General features: G+C 37.8%; 20 protein-coding genes and 1 riboswitch. Of the genes, 9 read left to right on the top strand and 11 right to left on the bottom strand.

The features are described 5' to 3' along the window. Positions 1 to 195: 195 nt before the first annotated feature. From AN964_RS22190 to AN964_RS22165, 6 genes are all read right to left on the bottom strand, one after another. Positions 196 to 663 carry a CBS domain-containing protein gene (locus AN964_RS22190; RefSeq protein WP_055741982.1) on the bottom strand — a complete coding sequence of 156 codons (468 nt, stop codon included), beginning with the start codon at positions 661 to 663 and terminating at the stop codon, positions 196 to 198. A gap of 79 nt (positions 664 to 742) precedes the next feature. Continuing rightward, complete coding sequence (locus tag AN964_RS22185; protein WP_055741981.1) at positions 743 to 1,033, bottom strand: putative quinol monooxygenase; 291 nt, start codon at positions 1,031 to 1,033, stop codon at positions 743 to 745. 76 nt (positions 1,034 to 1,109) lie between these two features. After that, entirely contained in the window at positions 1,110 to 1,502 is a 393-nt protein-coding gene (locus AN964_RS22180; RefSeq protein WP_055741980.1) for a hypothetical protein, read from the bottom strand. Between the two features lie 434 nt (positions 1,503 to 1,936). Continuing rightward, positions 1,937 to 3,052 carry a midas domain-containing protein gene (locus AN964_RS22175; RefSeq protein ID WP_055741979.1) on the bottom strand — a complete coding sequence of 372 codons (1,116 nt, stop codon included), beginning with the start codon at positions 3,050 to 3,052 and terminating at the stop codon, positions 1,937 to 1,939. 72 nt (positions 3,053 to 3,124) lie between these two features. After that, positions 3,125 to 3,967 (bottom strand): hypothetical protein, encoded by an 843-nt coding sequence (locus AN964_RS22170; protein WP_055741978.1) that lies wholly within the window; start codon positions 3,965 to 3,967, stop codon positions 3,125 to 3,127. A gap of 286 nt (positions 3,968 to 4,253) precedes the next feature. Beyond that, positions 4,254 to 5,777: an ATP-binding protein gene (locus AN964_RS22165; protein WP_055741977.1), complete on the bottom strand. Its 1,524-nt coding sequence runs from the start codon at positions 5,775 to 5,777 to the stop codon at positions 4,254 to 4,256. Positions 5,778 to 5,989: 212 nt separating this feature from the next. Next, a riboswitch (TPP riboswitch) is annotated at positions 5,990 to 6,099 on the top strand. Positions 6,100 to 6,203: 104 nt separating this feature from the next. Here AN964_RS22165 and thiM point away from each other — a divergent pair. From thiM to AN964_RS22145, 4 genes are all read left to right on the top strand, one after another. After that, positions 6,204 to 7,061, top strand: a complete 858-nt coding sequence (gene thiM / locus AN964_RS22160; protein ID WP_055741976.1) for a hydroxyethylthiazole kinase — start codon at positions 6,204 to 6,206, stop codon at positions 7,059 to 7,061. Next, on the top strand, positions 7,027 to 7,833 hold the full coding sequence (gene thiD / locus AN964_RS22155; protein ID WP_055741975.1) for a bifunctional hydroxymethylpyrimidine kinase/phosphomethylpyrimidine kinase: 807 nt from the start codon (positions 7,027 to 7,029) through the stop codon (positions 7,831 to 7,833). Before thiM ends, thiD begins: the two co-directional genes overlap by 35 nt. Beyond that, the gene (gene thiE, locus AN964_RS22150) at positions 7,830 to 8,483 is read left to right on the top strand and encodes a thiamine phosphate synthase (protein ID WP_055741974.1); all 654 of its coding nucleotides are present in this window, start codon (positions 7,830 to 7,832) and stop codon (positions 8,481 to 8,483) included. The genes thiD and thiE overlap by 4 nt, the downstream gene beginning before the upstream one ends. A 67-nt stretch (positions 8,484 to 8,550) precedes the next feature. Then, the gene (locus tag AN964_RS22145) at positions 8,551 to 9,039 is read left to right on the top strand and encodes an NUDIX hydrolase (protein WP_268888410.1); all 489 of its coding nucleotides are present in this window, start codon (positions 8,551 to 8,553) and stop codon (positions 9,037 to 9,039) included. A gap of 22 nt (positions 9,040 to 9,061) precedes the next feature. On the opposite strand, the gene AN964_RS22140 is transcribed toward AN964_RS22145, so the two are convergent. Continuing rightward, positions 9,062 to 10,450, bottom strand: a complete 1,389-nt coding sequence (locus AN964_RS22140; RefSeq protein WP_055741973.1) for a protoporphyrinogen oxidase — start codon at positions 10,448 to 10,450, stop codon at positions 9,062 to 9,064. Between the two features lie 373 nt (positions 10,451 to 10,823). Between AN964_RS22140 and AN964_RS22135 the strand changes: the two genes are divergently transcribed. Together AN964_RS22135 and AN964_RS22130 are read left to right on the top strand one after the other, a co-directional pair. After that, complete coding sequence (locus AN964_RS22135; RefSeq protein ID WP_055741972.1) at positions 10,824 to 13,040, top strand: alpha-galactosidase; 2,217 nt, start codon at positions 10,824 to 10,826, stop codon at positions 13,038 to 13,040. Between the two features lie 623 nt (positions 13,041 to 13,663). After that, positions 13,664 to 15,631 (top strand): acetate--CoA ligase, encoded by a 1,968-nt coding sequence (locus AN964_RS22130; protein ID WP_055741971.1) that lies wholly within the window; start codon positions 13,664 to 13,666, stop codon positions 15,629 to 15,631. Positions 15,632 to 15,721: 90 nt separating this feature from the next. On the opposite strand, the gene AN964_RS22125 is transcribed toward AN964_RS22130, so the two are convergent. From AN964_RS22125 to AN964_RS22110, 4 genes are all read right to left on the bottom strand, one after another. Beyond that, a complete protein-coding gene (locus AN964_RS22125; RefSeq protein WP_055741970.1) occupies positions 15,722 to 16,276 on the bottom strand; it encodes a DL-endopeptidase inhibitor IseA in 555 nt (184 codons plus the stop codon). 117 nt (positions 16,277 to 16,393) lie between these two features. Next, positions 16,394 to 16,933, bottom strand: coding sequence for a hypothetical protein (locus AN964_RS22120; protein ID WP_055741969.1), 540 nt, complete (start codon positions 16,931 to 16,933; stop codon positions 16,394 to 16,396). Between the two features lie 15 nt (positions 16,934 to 16,948). After that, positions 16,949 to 18,223, bottom strand: a complete 1,275-nt coding sequence (locus AN964_RS22115) for a TolB family protein (protein ID WP_055741968.1) — start codon at positions 18,221 to 18,223, stop codon at positions 16,949 to 16,951. Continuing rightward, entirely contained in the window at positions 18,220 to 18,723 is a 504-nt protein-coding gene (locus tag AN964_RS22110) for an RNA polymerase sigma factor (RefSeq protein ID WP_055741967.1), read from the bottom strand. The genes AN964_RS22115 and AN964_RS22110 overlap by 4 nt, the downstream gene beginning before the upstream one ends. A gap of 345 nt (positions 18,724 to 19,068) precedes the next feature. On the opposite strand from AN964_RS22110, the gene bcaP reads away from it, so the two are divergent. The 3 genes from bcaP to AN964_RS26820 all read left to right on the top strand — a co-directional run. Beyond that, positions 19,069 to 20,472 (top strand): branched-chain amino acid transporter BcaP, encoded by a 1,404-nt coding sequence (bcaP, locus tag AN964_RS22105; protein WP_055741966.1) that lies wholly within the window; start codon positions 19,069 to 19,071, stop codon positions 20,470 to 20,472. A gap of 189 nt (positions 20,473 to 20,661) precedes the next feature. Continuing rightward, complete coding sequence (locus AN964_RS22100; protein WP_055741965.1) at positions 20,662 to 22,206, top strand: MDR family MFS transporter; 1,545 nt, start codon at positions 20,662 to 20,664, stop codon at positions 22,204 to 22,206. A gap of 151 nt (positions 22,207 to 22,357) precedes the next feature. Beyond that, a partial coding sequence (locus AN964_RS26820; protein WP_055738530.1) for a helix-turn-helix domain-containing protein occupies positions 22,358 to 22,605 on the top strand: 248 nt, incomplete at its 3' end.

Below are 22,605 nucleotides of genomic sequence, written 5' to 3'. Positions count from 1 at the left end.
ATAATTGCGTAGTTGAATTTTTATCCCCTAGAGGACGCTTATATAACCTTTGCACAAAGGGAGGAGCTTAGAAAATGGGGAAATCTTCATCACCATTGGCTCATATGGCGGAAGAAAGACAACAGCTTAGTATGAAATTTAGTGTATGAAATAAACGTGGAGGCAAGAAATGTTTTCTTTGCCTCCACGTTACTATTATAAGGACTGAAGAATATTCTTTTGTATGGTTCTAATAACATCCCCGCGACTTATGACACCAACAACTTTATGCTCATTATTAATAACCGGGATTTTTTTGAAATGGTGTTTTGCTAAAAGATTTAAGACAGTTTCTATCTCATCATTTTCTTTTACAGTAATTAGCCCCTGTTTTTTGGCTAGCTTAAAAAGTGGTTCATCCTTTAGGTTAGCAAGAATATTTTCTAATTTTCCTTTTTCTAATGTATAAGTCATAAGGTTATAAAAATCGTATACAACGGTATCCTTTGGCTTAATACTTCTCAAAACATCACCGTCACTAATCATACCAACTAATTTTCCATCTAAATCAACAACTGGAACTCCGCCGATTTTATATTTAACCAACGTATTTAACAGGTGTTTAATGCTATCGTCCTTCCTGACGGTAATGACATCATGAATCATAAAGTCTTTAACCTTCATTTTGTGGACCTTCTTTCAACATTATGTTAGTAATAAGTCTTTACAGTTTAATTATAAATCTTTAGAGCAATTTTCACACTTATTTATCTCCTACAATATGTACGTCAAGATTAATTGGTTCTGATAAAAACTCCTTTGAAGCTTGTATAAAGTGAACAAAATGTTCACTGTTCTTATGGCTTTCTACCGCTTCTTTATTCCTCCATTTTTCTAAGGTAAGAAATGTATTTGGCTCATCAGTTGCTTCAAATAGACGATATTCAAGATTGCCTTCTTCTGCTTTTGACTGCTCTACAGCTTGTCCTGCCTCTTCCAAAAAGGCAGCCCTGTATTCTGGTTTTATTTTTAAAAAACCATGAATGATAATCATTGAAAATTTCCTCCTTATGACATCTATTTTGTCTTTACATTTTCCTTAACGGGGAAAATATATTCGAAAAGATACTTTAGATTACTCTAAGAGGAACTGCTTCCGGATATAACTCATCACATAAAAGTTCCGCACCCAAATTTGGTGCGGAATTATATTTGTTAAAATAAGAAGCCTGATGTACGTCTTCTACTAGAACGTCTACTGCTAGAACGTCTTCTACTAGAACGTCTTCTACTAGAACGTCTTCTACTAGAACGTCTACTGCTAGAACGTCTTCTACTAGAACGTCTACTGCTGGAACGTCTTCTACTAGAGCGTCTACTGCTAGAGCGTCTACTGCTAGAACGCCTACTGCTAGAGCGTCTTCTACTAGAACGCCTACTGCTAGAACTGCTGCTGCTGGAACGTCTTCTACTAGAACGTCTTGAAGAGCTTCTCCTGCGACGCCTTGAAGTAGGTCCAGCAAACATTTCGTTATTACCTTCTGGGAATTCAGTCATGAACTTTGTTAATTCTGGATCAAGGTTACTATATACTTCTTGAATCTCTTCTTGGTTTAGCATTTCCACCTGTATACCCCTTTCTTTGCATTGTTAATTTGATACCTTCGTTTGGTCCGAATGCTGAAGGTACTTGTCATTCAATAAATGAATGGAGTGAACACTACATGTTATGCTATGAGATTAATCATGGTTTTAGGCATTCATAACTTATTTTTAAAAATTCCGCTCTAGTACAAGTTTTAAGTGGAAAAAGTAAAATCAGAAGAAGTAAGAAATTATTTTTAGGAAGGGGCGAAGACATAAGGGAAGAGAAGGAACGTTATATTAGTAAAAACAAAAACATCCCCTTATACAGAGAATTTGTTCTGTAAAGGGAATGTTTTTTTATTTATTCGTATTATTCTTCTGTAGAATCCTGATTTTCGGAAACGAAATCTTTATCTTCTATGTTTGTCAATGTTTTATTGTCAGTAGCTTCATCATTATCATCGGAAACAACACCGGCTTGATCAGAATCATTTTTGTCTTCGTAAACTACTCCGGCACGCTCAGCGTCATCATTGTCTTCATCAACAATACGGGATTGCTCATCATTTTTGTCTTCGGAAACAACACCGGATTGCTCATCATCCTTGTCTTCAGAAACAACACCGGTTTGCTTATCATCCTTGTCTTTGGAAACAACACCTGTGTGGTCAGAATCCTCTTTGTCTTCAGAAACAAGATCAGATTGTTCATCATCCTTATCTTCAGAAACAACACCTTTTACGTTCTCGTCGGAAACTACGGTTTTATCGTCATTGCTGTTTTTGTCTTCAGATTTGCTATCCGTTTTTTGATCTTCTGATACTTCAGAGGAATGATCCATTTCTTCATCGGTTGCAAGAACTGCAGAGTTAGGTGCTGCGTGTAATTTTGCGTTTTCACTAGCATGCTCAGCTGCTTGAGAGTGGATTTTATTTGCATGAGATTTGTTTTCTTTATGCTTTGTTTTAGACTCCACTTCCTTAGTCTTTTGAGCTTTATCCGCATCTCTATGGTGTTTTGCAGTTTCCATGACAGTGTTGTCTGTAGGAGAATCCTGTTGAGCACCTTGTCCAGATTTAGCTTGTTCCACGGCATGAACAGCCGAATTAGCTGCTGCATGCAATTTTGCCATTTCGCTTGCATGTTCAGCTGCTTGAGAGTGAATTTTATTAGCAATAGATTTATTTTCTTTTACTAAAGGTTTTTCACTGCGCTCCTTCATTGCCTTAGGATGTTCTGCATGATGATGTTTCTTCGGTTTATCTATTTTTACTACATCCACATCTACTTTAGCTTTCACTTTTGCATGATGTGCAAAACCTTTTTCATGTAAAGAAATGGCTGCTTCCCTTTTTACATGGTGGTTATCATGTTTGCTGAAGCCTGCTGCTTCACTATTATGTCCTCCGATCAATACACCGATAGATAAAGCTCCAGCTAATGCCATTGATTTAATTACAGTTGAACTTTTAATATTTACTTTCATTTTTATTTCGCTCCTTTTTTATGCTTTACTGTTATTTTTACTTATCCATTCAGTATGCTTATAAAAAAGGAACTATTTAGGCGGCTGGACTGGCGGAGCATTTGTCCATTGGTTACATAACTCATGTGAGCGGGAAATAAATAACCGATCAAAGCTAGGCAATTTATAATGTCCCCATTCAAACCATCCTGCAATACTCATTGTGCTGGTCCCTATATTATACCTGTCATTAGAGCCGCCAGTTGAATTATTGCCTCCAAGTGTTGTTGTGGTAATAATCTGAATATCTTGAGGCAGTTTTTTAACTGGGACAGGTGAATCTTTTTTAGGTTTGGAAACCAAATTACTTGAATCAGAGATTCTTGTGGATAGATACTTTTTAGGTTTCACTGTTTTCCTAATACTTGAAACAGAATCAGGTTTCTTTATTATCGTGACCTGTTTTTCCATATGTGGTTTCAAGTTAGGAACAGACTTTTTCTTTACATCCATTTCTGGTTTTTCTGTCTTGACCCGATGAATCATTCCGGAAACAGATGAATTTTTATTTTTAATAGTCTTGAAATGTCCCTTTTTAAGACCTGGATTTTTCTGTTTTTGCTTATCTTTGGCATGGATGATGTTTCTAGCATGCCCGTTTTTTAATCCGTTGACTGCCTTTTTAGCGACATTTGGTAAAGATTTATGGACCAGGTTAACCTGGTGATGATCCTTTTTTTGCTTTTTCTTGAGATGTTCTTTGGAACTGTTTAGATTATTCCCAAATCCATTACCCTTAAGACTGGATACGACCGGAATCGTCTTTTTGTCATTAGAAGCAGGGGCATGATCATTTTTGTCCGCCAGTACAACACTGGGGAAACATAGGGCCGCACCAATAATTAAACCTTTTAATACAAATCTCGGGAAGTGCATCCTTTCACCTCCTTTCAGAGAATCTAGACTGAAACTACTCTTCATTAGGATTTCTTACGAAAGACAATAATCTTTATGGAATGCTTTTATAAAGAATTACTAAAAAGCTTGTCACTTTTTGTCCGTTTTCAATATAAATAGATCTATTTACCTGTATTTTGATAAGAAAATGACATTTTAATAGATATATTGTGATTATTGTTAAAAAAAAAAGGACCCTAAGATCCTTTTTGAAATTCATTTATCTTTTTGATCGGATTTACCTGGAAGCTCAAAAAGAAACCGTTTAAATGTTATTAAGAAGAGGAAAGGATATATGAAAGGTGGTTCCTTTATTCAATTCACTTTCCACCATAATGGTTCCACGATGATTTTCAATAATTTTATAGCTGACCATTAACCCTAACCCATTTCCATTTTCCTTTAATGTGTAGAAGGGTTCTCCTATTTTAACGACTTGTTCAGGTAACATCCCAATTCCGTTATCTTGTATGGAAATCATTACATTTTCCTCGTCCAATGAGCTGAAGATCTTAATTTTGCCTCCATTAGGTAATGCATCAATAGCGTTTTTAAGCATATTCAGAAATACTTGAGCTAATTGATTTCTTTCTCCGTAGATGAGAATGTCGTTATCGTGATATGCTTCGGTAATTTCAACATTTTTCATAGCGGCTTCCGCGTTGAGTAAATGAACGACATTCCTTATGATATCGACTAGGTTGCAATTATTAAATTCAACAGTATGCGGTTTCGCGAACACCATGAATTCGTTCACAATAAAATTAATGCGGTCAATTTCCTCTAATATCGTTTTAGAATAAAGATATTTCTTCTCATCTGAAAAATGGTCAAGAATTTGAACAAAACCGCGAATGGTAGTGAGAGGATTGCGGATTTCATGTGCAATCCCAGCTGCCAGTTCACCTACCAACGATAACTTCTCGGTCTTGCGAAGCATTTCTTCGGTATTTTTTTGCTCTGTAATATCATGTTGAATGGAAAAATGCTGAAACGTGTTCCCGTTGCGATCTTTAAACGGCACTATAGTGCAATCAACCCAATATAGACTGCCATCTTTTGCTTTGTTACAAATTTCTCCTTTCCAAACCTTGCCTTGTTTTATATATTCTCGTATTTCTTGAAAAAATTCTTCCGTGTGATAGCCGGAGTTTAAAAGATTGTGATGGTTTTGCCCTATTAGTTCTTCTTCCTTGTATTTCGTTATGTCGCAAAATTTTTGATTAGCATATTTAATAGCATCCTCCTTATCCGTAATAACAAGGATCGTTGCCTCTTTCAATGCATTTTTTAGATCATTCAGTTCACGCAGGGTGATATTTTCTTCTGCCAAAGATGAGGCATATTGACGCAATTCTTTTATGATGATCGGATTCATTTGGTTTGAAAAAATAGTAGATGCTTGCTGTATAAAAGAATCTATTTTTTTCATTACTTGAAATAGAACCTGTGGAGAGATGCTGCAGTTGTTTATCTCTTCTTCTAAAAAGTCCATAATCACCGATTTATAATGATGGCTCGGAAAAAGATATTGCTTTTGAAGTCGTGTATGAAATATGTACGTTTTTTCTAGTAACAATCTTGCCCATTTATTCATCATGAAATGAGTGGATTCTATATTCTGGGAAAGAGAATTACCAAGACAATGAAAAAACACTTCTTGGATAGATGTAAGATTTTGGAGTAAATGAAAATGTGGATCATTGCTTTGTTTTTCCTGTAGATTTTTCGCTAATAGGTGGCAATGATCCATTAACTTTTGACCAATCCGTTTCAATTCCTTATCCATACCCTCCACCTCTTTCAACAATAGTCTCTTTGTACCATTAAATTTTGACAACAAACCACAAAATCCCTTTTTTTTGTGCCTGTTACCACAAATGGATGTTAAGGGTGTCAGGGACCACTTGTGTACAATTATACGATGGACGCGCAACACTGTTTAATTGCTTTACATATTGAATTCTGCGGGATATGATAAGTACAAAGAATAAAAGTTTTAAAGACTACTAGGGGTGCCCTAATTTGGGCTGAGAGAAAAACAGGATGTTTTTTAACCCTTTGGACCTGATCTGGTTAATACCAGCGGAGGAAAGTAGTGGAGTGAAAAATGTTTTTTCTCTTACTAATGATGCCAGGTCCTAAAGAAGGAGCTGGCTTTTTTGTATTTCCCCCAGGAACACGACCCAGAATATGACTTTGAGGAGGATGAAAAATGGATAAGGTATTAATTGGAGACATTTTACACAAGGTGAGGAAGGAAAATCCGCTTGTTCATAATATTACGAATGTGGTAGTGACAAATTTTACGGCCAACGGACTTTTGGCATTAGGGGCGTCTCCTGTAATGGCATATGCTCCTGAAGAGGTGGGGGACATGGCTAAGATTGCCGGTGCGCTAGTTTTAAATATGGGAACGTTAAATTCAGCAACGGTAGAATCGATGATTATTGCAGGAAAGTCCGCTAATGACCACGGGGTTCCGGTCATTTTTGATCCGGTTGGAGCAGGCGCAACACCGTATCGAACCGAGATGGCAGGTAGGATTATGAGAGAAGTAAAGATTTCCATTATAAGAGGAAATGCAGGGGAGATTGCTAATATCGCAGGTTTTCAGGCAGAGGTGAAGGGAGTAGATGCAGGGAATGTCCAAGGAAATCAAATAGATCTTGCTATCACCGCTGCTCGTAAACTGCAAACGATTATCGTAGTAACTGGAAAAGAGGATGTAATTACGGATGGTATCACAACCTTTGTGGGTCGAAACGGTCATCCGATATTAACGAAAGTAACAGGCACAGGTTGTTTGTTAACTTCTGTAATTGGTGCTTTTGCTGCTGTTGAAAAAAATCTATTGGCTGCAGCTGCCTCTGCCGTTACAGCATATGGAATTGCTGCTGAATTGGCAGCAGAAAGAACAGCTTCCAAAGGACCGGGAAACTTTCAAATGGAGTTTCTAGATCAGCTTGCATCTGTTTCAGGTCAACATGTAATCGAAAAAGCTTTCATTGAACAAAGAGAAGGGGAGGTGCCGGAAAATGAGAAAAGCATTAACAATAGCAGGCTCCGATAGTGGTGGAGGAGCAGGTATTCAGGCGGATTTAAAAACGTTCCAAGAGCTTGAGGTATATGGAATGTCAGCCATCACAGCAATAACCGCCCAAAATACATTAGGAGTTCAAGCAGTTTATCCCTTATCGGTGGAGGCGGTAGTAGAGCAAATTCGTTCCATAGCAGATGATATTGGGGTGGATGCCCTAAAGACAGGAATGCTGTTCAACGCTGATATAATCCAAGCGGTTTCTGAGCAAATCATCTTAAATAACTGGAAAAATATCGTTATAGACCCTGTGATGATTGCGAAAGGAGGAGCCTCTCTATTGCAGCAAGAAGCAGTATCCGCATTGAAAAAGAAGCTTATCCCGTTATCATTGATTATCACTCCGAATATTCCGGAAGCGGAAGTGATTATTGATATGGAAATAAAATCAATAAAAGATAAAGAAGAAGCAGCGAAAAGATTCATTGAATTAGGTGTAAAAAATGTTGTTATTAAAGGCGGACATGACACGGATCCGTTAGAGACAATGGATCTTTTTTACGATGGATATGAATTTGCTTATTTAAAGTCAAAAAGAATCAATACGGAAAACACTCATGGAACTGGTTGTACCTTTTCGGCAGCTATTACGGCAGAACTTGCCAAAGGCAAAAAGGTGTATGATGCGGTTGTAACTGCAAAAGATTTTATCCAAGCGGCAATTGAAGAAAATATTCCACTTGGAAACGGACATGGTCCAACGAATCATTGGGCATATAAAAAAAGGAGCAGTTTGATAAAATGACGAGAATCGATTCGGATAGTTTAAGAGATATATTAAAATTATATTTTATTATGGGCAGTACAAATTGCTATAAAAGTCCTGCAAGTGTACTGAAGGATGCTATTGCTGGCGGGATCACCTTATTTCAATTTCGCGAAAAAGGAATAGACGCTTTAACGGGCGACGCGAAATTTGCACTTGCCGAGGAGCTACAGACCATCTGCAAAGAACATGGGATCCCATTTATTGTGAATGATGATATTGACTTAGCCATTTCCTTAGAGGCTGACGGGGTACATATTGGCCAAGAGGATGCACCGGTGGATGAGGTTCGTAAAAGGATTGGAGATAAAATTCTAGGAGTTTCCGTTCATACGATGGAAGAAGCATTGACAGCAATGGAAGCTGGTGCAGATTATTTTGGTGTCGGCCCGATTTTTCCTACTAAAACAAAGGAAGATGCGAAACCAGTCCAAGGCGTTCAGCATATTCAACATTTCCGGGAAAAAGGTATCACTATTCCTATGGTAGGAATCGGCGGTATTACAATGGAAAACGCACTTAAAGTTATGAAAGCAGGTGCAGATGGGGTTTCTGTCATCACCGCGATTAGTAAGGCCACCGATATTACCAAGGCAGCACAGAGGTTAAGAGAACAAGTAGAGTACTAGAGAGCGGGTACCCCTGCTCTTTTTTGCTATAATAAAGGAAAAGAAGTTGGTGAAGGGGGAGAGATTCTTGGAGTACAAATATACCATTTGTTTTATCAAAAAAGGAGAGCAAATTCTTATGCTCAACCGCATTAAATCACCCTGGATGGGGATATGGAACGGTGTCGGCGGGAAGATTGAGAAAGGCGAAGAACCGAAAGAGAGTGTTTTAAGGGAAATAATGGAGGAAACAGGTATTCCGTTAAGTGATGTTGAATACAAAGGAGTTGTCACTTGGATGGTAGATGGTTTGATAACCGGGGGGATGCATGCATTTCTGGCGGAAGTTCCGAAAGATTTTGAGTACCATACTCCGATTAGTACGGATGAAGGTATACTTGATTGGAAGAAAATATCGTGGATTCTGCACCCAGATAATCTGGGTATGGCAAATTTAAAATATTTTTTACTGAAAATGTTAGAGGATTCGAATACATATAATCATAAATTTGTATATGAAAATGGGAATGTCGCGGATTATTCGGCTGAACCAATGGAGGAATTTGTAAACGTCTAAAGATAAAATAAAAAGCGGAGATTTACTCCGCTTCTGCTATTTTCCTCGCTGTGTTTTTCCCATTCATGATGCAATCGGCAATTCCTACCCCATAGTAAGAACAACCTGCAAGGATGATATTAGGGTACTCAGCGGCTAATTTGCCATTTAATGCCTCGATGGTTTTGCGATGGTTTAAATGATATTTCGGCATTTTATCCAGCCATTTGGTTACCTCGACACTAATCGGTTTTCCTGTAATCCCTAGACTTTTCTCCACATCCTTCAGTGCAACCTGAACCAAATCTTCCTCGCTAAGGGTGCTGATATGTTCAAACACTTCCGGATTCGTATTTTTATAAAATAGTCTCAACAATAAGTTGTGATTTTTAGAAGTGTGTTCCCACTTCCGACTTGTCCAAGTACAGGCATTGCAGGTTAAATCACTGTTTTCCGGAACGATAAAACCAGTCCCGTCAGCAGGGAGCTTTTCATCCGGAATATCAAATCCTAAATAAACACTTATTAGGGAAGAACTTATTAGCTCATCAAAAATTGAATTTAATTCCTCATTTTTTAAAAGAGATTGTGCTACCAAATGCGGCGTACTTAATACTACATAATCAGCTTCTATTTGTTCATGATTGGAAAATTGTATAAAGTATTGTTCTTGATCTCTTACAACCGCAGTTGTCGGTACCCCTTTTAAAATTTCCACATCCTTTAGTTCTGATTCCATTTTGTCAATTAATGTGGAAAGCCCATTTTTGAACGATACAAATTTCTTATTGTCCGATGATTGAAATCTTGCTTTATTTTCTGAGAGCCCACGAATAATGCTGCCGTATTGATTTTTATAGTCAAGAAGATATGGCAGGGTAGTCGCAATTGTCAGCTCATTTAATTTACCAGAATATACGCCGGATAAAACGGGGGCAATTTGATTTTCAACCATTTCTTTTCCTAAGAAGCTTTCAAGAAACAAACCTATAGAGCTATCTTTCGTAAAAGTTGTGTTTTCCGTTGTAAAATCCTTTAAAGCCTCATTTTTCCCATCTTCGGAGATCAATTCACTGCTGAACAATGCTTCCTTGCTCATTGGAATTCCAAAAACAGTATCATCCGGAATCGGTTTTAATTCATTATGATGATAGATATAAGATTTTCCAGTAGAGTTATGAACGATTTCATCGTGCAGATCTAGTTCATCCAGTAAAGCAGCTGCTCCTTCTTTACGGGCAACAATAGAATCTGCGCCGGTCTCCATAATGAATTCACCATTTTTTATGGACCTGATTTTTCCACCTAATGTGGAATTTGCTTCTATCAATGTTAATTTCATATCTAATTGTAAGGATCTTTTTAATTGTTGCAGATAGTACATGGTGGAAAGTCCGGTGATTCCACCGCCAATGACAACGACTTTTTTCAAGTTGTTCACTCCTAGAATGCTACAAACCTATAAATACTTTTTTATTTAAAAAATTATTTAATCGATCTAGTCTCTGTCTAGCTCCAGCGCCTATCGGCTAGCGGATTTCTCCGTCTCCTCCCTACGATAAGTCAACATCAGCTCGTGGACTACCTCACTGTGTTTCCTTTATCTCAGTCGAAGACTACGAAATCCGTACGCCGATGAGCAAGGCGCTTACGCTTTTCTTAATTATAGTCCACTTTTAGCGCTTTTCCAAAATGTGAATTTGTACACAATGTGAAATATCATCTTTTCAGGTTAAATGCAGGAATTCATACTTCATTTGCAAAATATATAAACTAATAGTTTTGGTGACAAAGGAGGAGACCTCATGCCTATCTTTTTTAATAAGCACTCAAAAGAATTTCATTTGCAAGGAAAGGATAATAGCTATATTTTTACGATTTTAAAAAATAACCAGCTAGGGTCTTTGTATTATGGGAAAAGAGTTAGGCAGCGTGAGTCGTTTGAACATTTATTGCGAATGGAAAAACGAGGGATGACTGCCTATGTTTTTGAAGGGGATTCCACTTTTTCATTAGACATCGTTAAGCAGGAATATCCTGCATATGGAACTACTGATTTCCGAGAACCTGCTTATCAAATCCTTCAGGAGGATGGAAGCAGGATAACTAATTTTGAATATAGGTCCCATAAAATATATGAAGGCAAGCCGAAGCTTAAAGGACTTCCCGCAACCTATGTTAACAAGGATGAAGAAGCGGCAACATTAGAAATTACTCTTTACGATGAGCTGATCCACGTAGAATTGAAATTACTCTATACCGTTTTTGAACATTTGAATGTGATTACACGAAGTGCAGCTTTTATCAATCATGGAAATGAAAACATCCATATTACAAGAGCGATGAGTGCCAGTGTTGATCTTTTTGATGCCGATTTTGAGATGATCCAGTTGTCAGGTGCTTGGGCGAGGGAAAGGCATGTGTTTAGGAGAAGACTTGCTCCCGGTATTCAGAGTATTTCCAGTACAAGGGGGACAAGCAGTGCACAGCAGAATCCTTTCCTTGCTTTAAAAAGAATGGATGCAAATGAATTTCAGGGGGAAGTTTTTGGATTCAGCCTAGTGTATAGTGGGAATTTCCTTGCCCAGGTTGAAGTGGACTCCTACGATGTGACTAGAGTAACGATGGGAATTAATCCGTTTGATTTTGGATGGCTTTTAAAAAAAGGTGAGTGTTTTCAAACACCAGAGGTCGTTATGGTTTATTCGGATCAAGGACTAAATGGGATGAGTCAAACTTACCACCAATTGTACCGAAAAAATCTTGTAAGAGGTGTCTGGAGAGATAAAGTAAGACCAGTATTAATCAATAATTGGGAAGCAACGTATTTCAAGTTTAATGAGGAAAAAATTTTAGATATTGCAAAAACCGCGAAAAAACTTGGAATCGAGCTGTTTGTTCTGGATGATGGCTGGTTTGGAAAAAGAAATAATGATAAAACTTCCCTTGGAGACTGGTTTGTAAATAAGGAGAAGCTCCCGAATGGAATAAGCGGATTAGCCAAAAAAATAAAGAAACTTGGAATGGATTTTGGCCTATGGTTCGAGCCTGAAATGGTTTCAAAGGAAAGCCAGCTATATCATCAGCATCCTGATTGGTTAATCCATGTACCAAATCGTCGGCTTTCCCATGGAAGAAACCAATTTGTTCTCGATTTTTCAAGGAGTGATGTGGTAGATCACCTTTACAATGCCATGTCGAAAATTTTAAGAGAAGCGCGGGTATCCTATGTGAAATGGGATATGAACAGAAATATGACGGAAATTGGTTCGGCTGTGCTGCCTGCGGAAAGAAGCATGGAGGTTGCACATCGTTATATTTTAGGAGTCTATGATTTATATGAAAGACTGATAAATGAATTTCCGCATATACTATTCGAATCCTGCGCCAGCGGGGGTGCCCGATTTGATCCGGGGATGCTTTATTATGCACCGCAAACATGGACAAGTGATGATACCGATGCTATTGAAAGGCTGAAAATTCAATATGGAACATCATTTGTTTATCCTCTAAGCAGCATGGGGGCACATGTTTCTGCGGTTCCAAATCATCAGGTGCATCGTTACACGAGTCTTAAGACAAGGGCAGACGTTGCTTACTTTGGAGTTTTTGGATATGAATTAGACATCACCAAATTATCACATGAGGAAAAAGAAGAAATCAAAAAGCAAGTAGCTTTTTATAAAGGAAATCGCGAGCTCTTGTTAAACGGAACTTTCTATCGATTAATAAGTCCATTTGAAGGTGATGGAAATGTAACAAGCTGGATGGTGGTTTCTGAAGATAAGAAAGAGGCGATTGCTGCATATTATCAAGTTCTAAACCAACCCAATTCTGGATTTAAAAGAATCTATTTTGAGGGATTAGATAAGGATCTGGAGTATCGAATTGAAGGTTTGCCAAGAACTTATTATGGAGACGAGTTAATGTATATTGGATTGGATATTGAAAAGAAGAATGCAAGGAAAGAGGAGTTATTAGACTTTCAATCTTGGATTTATAAAATAAAGGCTGTTCATTAAATTTTTTTACTGGTATACCCAGATGTAGGACATTTTTCTTGGTAAGCAGTTGGGATTTGTCCTTCATAATGCAGATGAAGGACATTTCTCTTGGTAAGCAGTCGGGATTTGTCCTTCATAATGCAGATGAAGGACATTTCTCTTGGTAAGTCGTCGGGATTTGTCCTTCATAATGCAGATGAAGGACATTTCTCTTGGTAAGTGGGCGGGAAATGTCGTTCATAATGCGGATGAAGGACATTTCTCTTGGTAAGTCGGTGGAAAATGTCCTTCATACCCCAGATGAAGGGTGTTTTCTATTTATTCTTAAACGGGCATGGTTTGTCTTTCATCCTTAATGTTCAAAAGACCAACTTGGAGAAAAATCCGGTTCCCACTGGTCTTTATAAGAGATCAAAAGACCAACACGAGGAAAAATCCGAGAGCCACTGGTCTTTATAAGCATACAAAAGACCAACTCAAGGAAAAATCCGGATCCCACTGGTCTTTACATGTATAAATATCTTATTACTAGAATCCAAGGTGACATCCAATGTCTTCCTTAGATATTTATTGCAATAATGAAAACGCTATCTTATAATTATTAGAAATATTCTGTTTATTACATAGAGGAGGTCTTTCGCATGGATGTCACCGGAATTCAGCAAGTCGTCTCAAATAGTAAACTCGTATTTCCGAAAAAGGAGAAAGAACAGTCAACGGCACTTGGAAGTTCTAAAGCTTTTGAAGAGCTATTAAAGCAATCTCAAGAAAATCCTGTGCAGTTTTGGGATAAGGTTGCGAAGGAGTTAATGTGGTATGAGCCATGGGAGGAGACGATTACCGGTGAGCTGCCCGATTTTCGCTTTTTTAAGGGTGGAATAAGTAATCCTTGTTATAATCTGCTTGATAGACATATAGAAAACGGTGCTGCAAACCGGACAGCCCTTATTTGGGAAGGGGAAAACGGTGACACGAAATTTTTTACCTATCAAATGCTTCTAGCAGAAGTGAACCGTTTCGCAAATACTTTAAAAACTTTTGGTGTTGGCAAAGGAGATGCTGTTGCTGTCTATCTTCCAAATTTAGCAGAGGCATTTATTGCCATTCTTGCTTGTTTCCGCATTGGAGCTGTATATAATGCCATTTTCTCCGGATTTTCGGAGAAGTCATTGAAGGATCGACTTGTTCATTTTAAACCGAAAGTGATTGTTACAGCTGATGCGGGCCTTAGGCGCGGAAAACAGATTCCTTTGAAAGAAAAGGTTGATAATGTCATAGCTGATATGAGCTACGTTAATGCGGTGATTGTCGTGGATCGCTTAGGAACCGAGCAAAAGATGGTGCCGGGCAGGGATTATTCGTGGCATGAAATAAGAAAAACGGCTAGCATCATTTGTGAACCGGAACGTATTGAGGCGAATGAGCCAGGGATTGTCTTTTATACAAGTGGGACAACCGGCAAGCCAAAAGGTGTTGTCCACTCCGGAATGGCATTCGTCGTACAAAACTATATATACGCTAAATATCATATGGATCATCGCCACGATGATGTTTTCTGGTGTTCCGCAGATATCGGTTGGCTGACCATGCATATATGGGGGATTGCTGGTGCATTAGCTAATGGTGTTACGACTTTAGTATATGAAGGGGCGCCGGATTATCCGGAGCGGGATCGATTCTATCAAATTATCGATAAATATCGTGTCAATAAGTTGTTTACCGCACCGACAGCTCTAAGGATGCTGAAAAGTCTAGGAGAAAAGGCGGTGGAGCCTTATCATCTTGAATGCCTCGATGTTATTTCTCTTGTTGGGGAACCTTTTGACCCAGAGACGTGGCAATGGACTCATGACGTGTTAGGAAAAGGGGATATTTGCGTCAATAATACATGGGGGCAAACCGAGACGGCGGGTTGTCCGTTGGCTGGAGCGGCATGGCTGACACCAATGAAGCCTGGATCCGCAGGGGTTCAATTCCTGGGGGCAGACGTTGATGTGGTGGATAATGACGGCAATTCTGTACCGCCTGGCGTTTTAGGTAATTTGGTTATTAAAAAACCATTTCCAATGTTATGCAGAACATTATGGAAGGAGCCCGAGCGCTACTATAATGCCTATTTTAGTCAAGTAGAAGGCTGTTATTTTGCCAGTGATCTTGCCTTGAAGGATGAGGACGGTTATTTTTGGGTGGTCGGACGTTCCGATGATGCTTTTAATGTTGCCGGACACCGATTAAGCACCATGGAAATGGAAAGTGCCGTTCTGGAATGCAAAGGCGTATCTGAAGTCGCTGTGATCGGTGTTCCTGATAAAATTAAAGGTGAGGTTCCTCTCGTATTTGTTAAATTGTCTGAAGGAGCTAATGGTAGTGATGAGTTAAAGAACCAAATTAGTGAGAGCATTGTTAGTAGCATTGGTCAAATTGCCAGACCTAAGCAGATTTTATTTACCGAGACATTACCGAAAACAGTCAGTGGAAAAATCATGCGTAGATTATTAAAAGAAATCATCTTAAAAGGCAGTGTAGCAGGGGATGTAACAGGTCTTGAAGATCCATCTACAGTAGAGCATATTAAGGAGCTTGTCGCTGCAAAGGTTACAAGAGAATAGAAAAAAAGGCTGTTATTATGAGAAAGCATAGTAACAGCCTTTTTGCAGAAAGAATTCGGTAAACTGGCCGACTTCCTCCCCTCAAAATTTTTATCTAACTGCATCAAAATCGTTAATCTGCCATTTCCCTCTCACTTTAACAAAGGTTACATTTTGCTTAAAAGTTTCTACAATTTTATTATCAATCGGAACTGGAACGGTAAATTGATATAAGCGTACATCCTTTCGTTGATATATCAACTTTGCTTTTGCGTTCTTCCAATCTGCTAAACTGCCGCCATCGGCATCAGGCTGTGCCATTTTTCCTTTATATACTATAAAATGATACTTTTTAAATGCTTTATCAATGGCATTTAAAGTGAAAACTTCATTCATGTAATTCACAAGCTTGATTTTCGTGTCGAATTCACTGCAAAAATAACGATAGTATTGGCCTTTATATTGAAAAGATCTTGAAGAACAAAAGTAATTTTCCGCCTTAACATTGTGGCCCCCCATGACACTCCAAAAATGTTCCCGTGCACTAAGAGCAAGTTTCATTGCTTTAGAGCTTGTTAGATCCCCAGAGGTTGTTTGGGCTGATGCTCCAATACTGAAAGCAAATAATGCAATGGATGTTATGAACACCATAAATATTCTTTTCACTTTTTCTTCCCCCTTTTTATTTTTTCATTAAATAAAACGGTCCACTGATAGTAAAAGTTACAGTGGAAGCTATTTTTTTATAAAAGAAAAAACGCCATAAATCGTGACGTTTCTTCATTATTTCATTAAAGCTGTTTTGGCTATGTTTAATGCATCGTTTTCATTTAGTGCAGCTAAATCAAAATGCAAATCATACGCTATTTTTTTCTCCGGAAGCATATAAAGAATATGAATTTCCTTTGCATTTTCTCCATTTGTTGTATCTCTTTGCAGAATAACGGAATAAGTTTTAAATGATAAATCCGCTATCTTCTTTTTCTGGATAATAGTACTTTGATTTGGCAGGAGACTTTCAATGGAATCACTAAACCCTAGCCCATCCAATCCCCCAATTAATTTTCCGTTTGTTTGAAAGGAGGTAGAATCCAGTCCATTTTGAATGCTCCAGCTTTTTGGCAAGGATAAAATAATATGATCCAATTCTAGTTTTTGCATCTCAGAATTACTCTGAGCTGGCTGTTTTCCTTTAGAAGTTGAGGTTGTAGCTTTTACAGCTGTCTCTTTTGTAAGTGGTTTCGCCACTTCTTTGTTAGAGCTTGAACAACCTGCAAGGGGTAAAAGTATTGTGAGCATTATAATCATTAATCTTTTTCTCATATTCCTATTCCTTTTCTATTTAAATTGTAAATCCATTTGATAAAGACTGAAATGATTGCCTGTCTCTTGTTGCGTATTCCGAGAAAAAACAATGCTTTTCCCATCTTTAGACCAATTTGGCTGCCAATCACTGTACAAACCACTGGAAACGTATTGAATAGGTGTTTTAGGCGGATTAGCTTTCACTTCTTTTCTCCACACGGCTAATTGTGCCTCATCTATTTTCCCTTTTGTCAGCTGGGAACGTTTATGTGTATTTACATGAATGGCCCAAATTTCTCTTAATGAGGTTTGAATGGTTGCAAGACTGTTAATTTTTTCTGTAATTTTGTCATATTTACTGTATACAATAAACTGCCCATCAGGGGACCAGCTTGATTCCATCCCATTTGTCAGTTTCTTTGCAGCCGATCCATCAACAGCAATCGTCCACACTTCATCGTTATTTTTTGTAAAAGAAAGCATTTTTCCATCAGGCGACCAGCTGGGATCTTTCCCATTTGTCAGTTTCTTTGCATTTGTCCCATCTTGATTAATGATCCAAATTTCTTGTTTTGAAATGTCAAAACCGTGTGGTGATCTCGGTTTGGTCACTGTTTTAGTAAAAGCAAGCTGTTTTCCATCAGGTGACCAAGCAGGTGTGTCATCATTTTCATTCCTATTGGATGGAATAATCACTTTTTGAATATTGGACCCATCCTTATGCATCTTCCAAATTCCAGCAGTTTCATTTTTATAACCGGAAAAAGCAATCATTGAATCGTCTGGTGACCAAGCAGGATCTCGCATATATAGAAATGAACCTATTGAGAATGCTTTTTTTTCATTTGTTTTTGGATTCCAAATCCAAATCTTTTCGTTATTACCAAAGCCGATAAGAGAATGGTTATGAATATAACTTGGATTTTCTACTTCATTTTGTCCTAGAGGAATTAATTCTTTAGTATTAACAACTGATATTTCATTTGCACTTACAAAAGAATGAGAGAATTGCTGCCATACTATGCCAATAATCAATAAAAGCGTTGCTGCAAGCGGGAACCATCTGGATAATCCCCATTTATTCACTTTTTTCCTTAAGGGCATTGGCTGTTCGATTGATCTAATTTTTAAAGCTACACTTTCAATAAAATCATCAGAGGGCAACTCCACTTCCTGTAATCGCTTTATTTGATTTACCGTATCAAATAATTCATCCATATCTTCTTCATGATTATGTGAATAATTTTGAGTATTGTTAATCGCATCGATATATTCAGAAAGACTATCCGTTTTGCTGGAATAGCTCATTTACAATACCTCCAATCATCATTTTTAAGTTGGTTGCGAATAAATTCAATGGCGCGAAATTGATTTACCTTAATATAGGATTCGGTCTTTCGTAGTAATTCAGCGGTTTTTTTGATGGAATAGCCTTGTAGAATTCGATACTTAATGATCTGCTGTTGATCTTCATTTAATAAGGATAATGCATATCTTACCTCGTCTTTGTCTGATATAAGTTCCTCAGGACCCTTTTCATCACTTTCGAACATTATGTGGGGTTCCATTTGTGTAGTGATGGGGCGTTTTTGTTTATTTCTCCAGCGATCAATCATTAAATTTCGGGCAATTGTTTTCAATAAGGCAATCACCGTCACATCTTGATCCTTGTAACGATGTTCGGAACGTATTGCTTTCATAAATGTTTCCTGCGCTATATCCTCTGCTTCCTCTTTATTGTTAGTTCGATAATAAATATAGAGATAGATTTCCTTCCAATGTTCTCTCCAAATTGTCTCCCAGTTCAAATCAAACGAACCCCTTTTGTATCAAAATCAAATCCTTCTAATGTCTCTACATGTTAAACGATATGAAAAAGTAAAAGTTACATAACAATAAAGATTTTCATTACTAGTTATCCAAAACTGATTATTAGTCTTTTTTGTTGCCTTTTGTTACAGAAAATGGGGAAATTTTATAAAAAAACATGAATCGGATTCCTATATTTTTCAAATAAATAAATTATTGGAATACAAAGTAGGAATTTCCTTCACAAAATTGTTGCGAAATAATTAGATTTTTATGATAATATAAAACATGCTAGCGTAATAGTTTTCAGATTATTTAAATTAATTTTTATATTGAGGTGCAGCATGGAAAGACATAAACTTTTTAGAAGAAAATCGATTTCAGAGTTAATTGCTCATTCGGAAAAGCCAGGATCAACTTTAAAAAAATCTCTTGGGGCTTTCGACTTGACGATGCTTGGGGTTGGAGCAGTAGTCGGGGCAGGTATCTTTGTATTACCAGGCAAGGTTGCATCGGAATATACGGGACCTTCCATCATCATATCATTTATCATTGCCGGAATTGCATGTGCTTTAGCAGCACTTTGTTATTCGGAATTTGCTTCTTCCGTACCTGTCGCAGGCAGTGCATATACTTACAGCTATGCAGTGTTTGGTGAATTAATAGCATGGGTATTAGGATGGGCATTATTATTGGAATATGGACTTGCTTCAGCGTCCGTTGCGAGTGGTTGGTCCTCTTATTTGCAAGGTCTGCTTGCGGGCTTTAATATTCATTTGCCGCATGCTTTATCAGGTGCTTTTAATCCCGCAAAAGGGACATTCATTGATTTGCCAGCAGTTCTCATTGTACTCATTATTGCTTTTCTCTTAACTTGGGGAATCCGTGAATCAGCAAAGGTAAATGCTGTAATGGTTCTTGTTAAAATTGCGGTCGTTGTTTTATTTATTGTCGTTGGTATTTGGTATGTGAAGCCGGTAAACTGGACACCTTTTGCTCCATTTGGCTTTCACGGAATTGTAACAGGAGCAGCTACCGTATTTTTTGCCTATATTGGATTTGATGCAGTATCGACTGCGGCTGAGGAAGTCAAAAATCCAAAGCGAAATATGCCAATTGGAATTATTGCGTCACTTTTAATTTGTACTCTGCTTTACATTATTCTTTCTAGTGTACTAACTGGTATTGTACCTTACACTAAATTACTTGGTGTTGGAAACCCGGTAGCGTTTGGCTTGGAGTTTATTCATCAAAATTGGGTAGCAGGATTTTTATCATTAGGTGCGATTGTCGGAATGACAACGGTTATTCTGGTTATGACCTATGGGGGAACACGCTTAGTGTATGCGATGAGCCGCGATGGTTTATTGCCAAAAGGATTGTCAAAGGTTAACAAAAAGACTAAAACACCGGTGGTTAATACTTGGGTATTTTGTATCATTATTGCCTTTTTCGGCGGATTTATTTCCTTGGACAAGCTTGCGGAAATGGTGAACATCGGTACTTTGTTTGCCTTTACGATGGTATCATTAGGCATCTTCTTCCTAAGACATATGAAGGAAAAACCGAAATCTGCATTTAAGGTTCCTTTGTATCCAATTTTACCAGCAGCATCATTCGTATTATGCCTTTATTTAATTTTTAACTTACAATGGATTACTTGGTTATCCTTTGGAATTTGGCTGGTAATTGGTTTAATCATTTATGGTTTTTATGGATCTAGAAACAGTACACTCCGAAATGAATAGAGATAATTAATTGTCAGCAGATTGTATTTAGTAAATACAATCTGCTTTTTTTATTGTTTGCCCTCCGCTGGCGAGCGATCTCTAATGGAAAATTAAATGTAAAAAAAGAAATTCCATGTAGAAGTTCATATTCAGTTCATAAACAATTTATATAATCCGTATATCAAATGTTGAAAGGATTAGATACAGATGGAAAGTATTACAAAATATAAAGAACCAGTTTTAGCTAAAAAGAGTAATAAAATTCTTGTTATGGTTGGCTTAATAATTGGGCTAATTTTTTCTGAGTTGGATGAAACTGTTGTTAATACAGCGATGCCGACAATCATTCGCGATCTTGGCGGATTAGCAATGTATGGCTGGGTTGGCGGTGTGTATATGTTAACCATGGCAGCATTCATGCCCATATTAGGGAAATTAGCGGATTTAATGGGGCGCAAAAAAATTTATTTAACGAGTATGGCCTTTTTCATAGGTGGATCGATTGTCTGCGGATTATCACATTCTATGACGCTTCTTCTAATTGGACGCGGGATTCAAGGATTGGGTGCAGGAGGCTTAATGCCGCTTGCTATGACGATTTCAAGTGATCTTTTTCCGGTTGAACAGCGGGCAAAGGTACAAGGCTTTATGGGCCCGATTATGTTTATTCCAATGTTATTAGGGCCATTAATGGGCGGCTATTTTGTGGATCAAGTGAGCTGGCATTGGATTTTCTTTGTTAATATCCCTGTGGGTATTATAGCAGCACTTCTTTTAGCAGGAGGATTACGTGAATCGACTATTAAGAAAAAAGTGGTTATTGATTGGGGAGGGGCACTTCTGTTAATTTCCTCCATCGTTTCCTTGTTGATTACACCTGTCCTAATTGAAAATAATGGTTGCACCTGGGGGTCACCATTAATTATTGGCTTATTATGCTTGGGAGCAGTTCTAATTGGAATCTTTATTTGGGTTGAATCAAGAGTAAAAGAACCAATCGTTCCTTTGCATTTATTTAAAAACCGAAACATTCTTGTATTGTCTTTGATCGTTTTTACCGTAGGAATCGGCCTAATGGGATCCTTTTCTTCTTTCCCGTATTTTGCACAAAATGTGCTGGGACTTACTCCGACAGAGGCTGGTTATTTGACATTGCCAATGATGGTGGGGGCAGTTGGGTCCGCTATGATTAGTGGATTTTTACTAACTAAAGTACGATATCGTGAACTGTTTGGAATTGCATTTATCATGCCAATAATAGGTTTCTATTTATTTTCGCATATGAGTATCCATACAACCATCATTCAAATTATTATTTTCTTTTTCATTACAGGACTAGGATTAGGAGTTTTATTTGGAGGGGATAACCTCATTGTTCAGGAGTCTGTTGATAAAGAAAACAAAGGTATTGCGCTTGCCACTGTTCCATTGTTTCAAACGATAGGAGCAACAATAGGTGTAAGTATCTTTGGAAATTTGTTATCGTCAACTCTCACAACCAAATTACAAGGCTTAGGGGATAAGCTTCCGGAAAGTATGGCAGCAAATATGAAAAGCTTAGCTGCAGCAGGCGTGCCACATGGATTGCCGAAAGGACTCTTAACACAAATTAAAACATTGTTCATTGAGTCATTTCAGCATATTTACATGTATTCATTTGTGATTGCGATCATTGCGTTTGGCTTGAGTTGGTTTTTGAAGAAAGAGGTACTATCTCCGAAATCAGATGAAGAAAATTTGATGGAAGAATAGTCATCGAAGTTTGTTTGCCTGAATTATGTAGAGAAGTGCCTGAATTATATTGAACGACTTTTTAGCCCCCTTAATCATTTAGACACGATAATACCTTAGGTTTACACTTAATGTATAACATACAAAATGATTCATAGGGAGGTGAAGACCCATGCCTGGAAAGAAAATTGATGTAATTGAAGATGTAAAAAAGAAATATGTTCGGCTTGCGTTAGAAACGGGTAACCATTCTTCTATTGCCCGAAAGGCGGGAATATCAAGAGATACCTTTAGAAGGTGGATGAATGAATATAAAGATGAAATGCTTGATCTAATGGAAAATGAGGGTACAACCATATTATCTGATAACCCCACTAAAGGCGAACTACTAGAAAAGTATGAACAAGCGATGAAATTGCT

It is taken from the genome of Heyndrickxia shackletonii (assembly GCF_001420715.1).
GTDB lineage: Bacteria > Bacillota > Bacilli > Bacillales > Bacillaceae_C > Margalitia > Margalitia shackletonii.
This window is presented reverse-complemented; position numbering and strand designations above follow the sequence as displayed.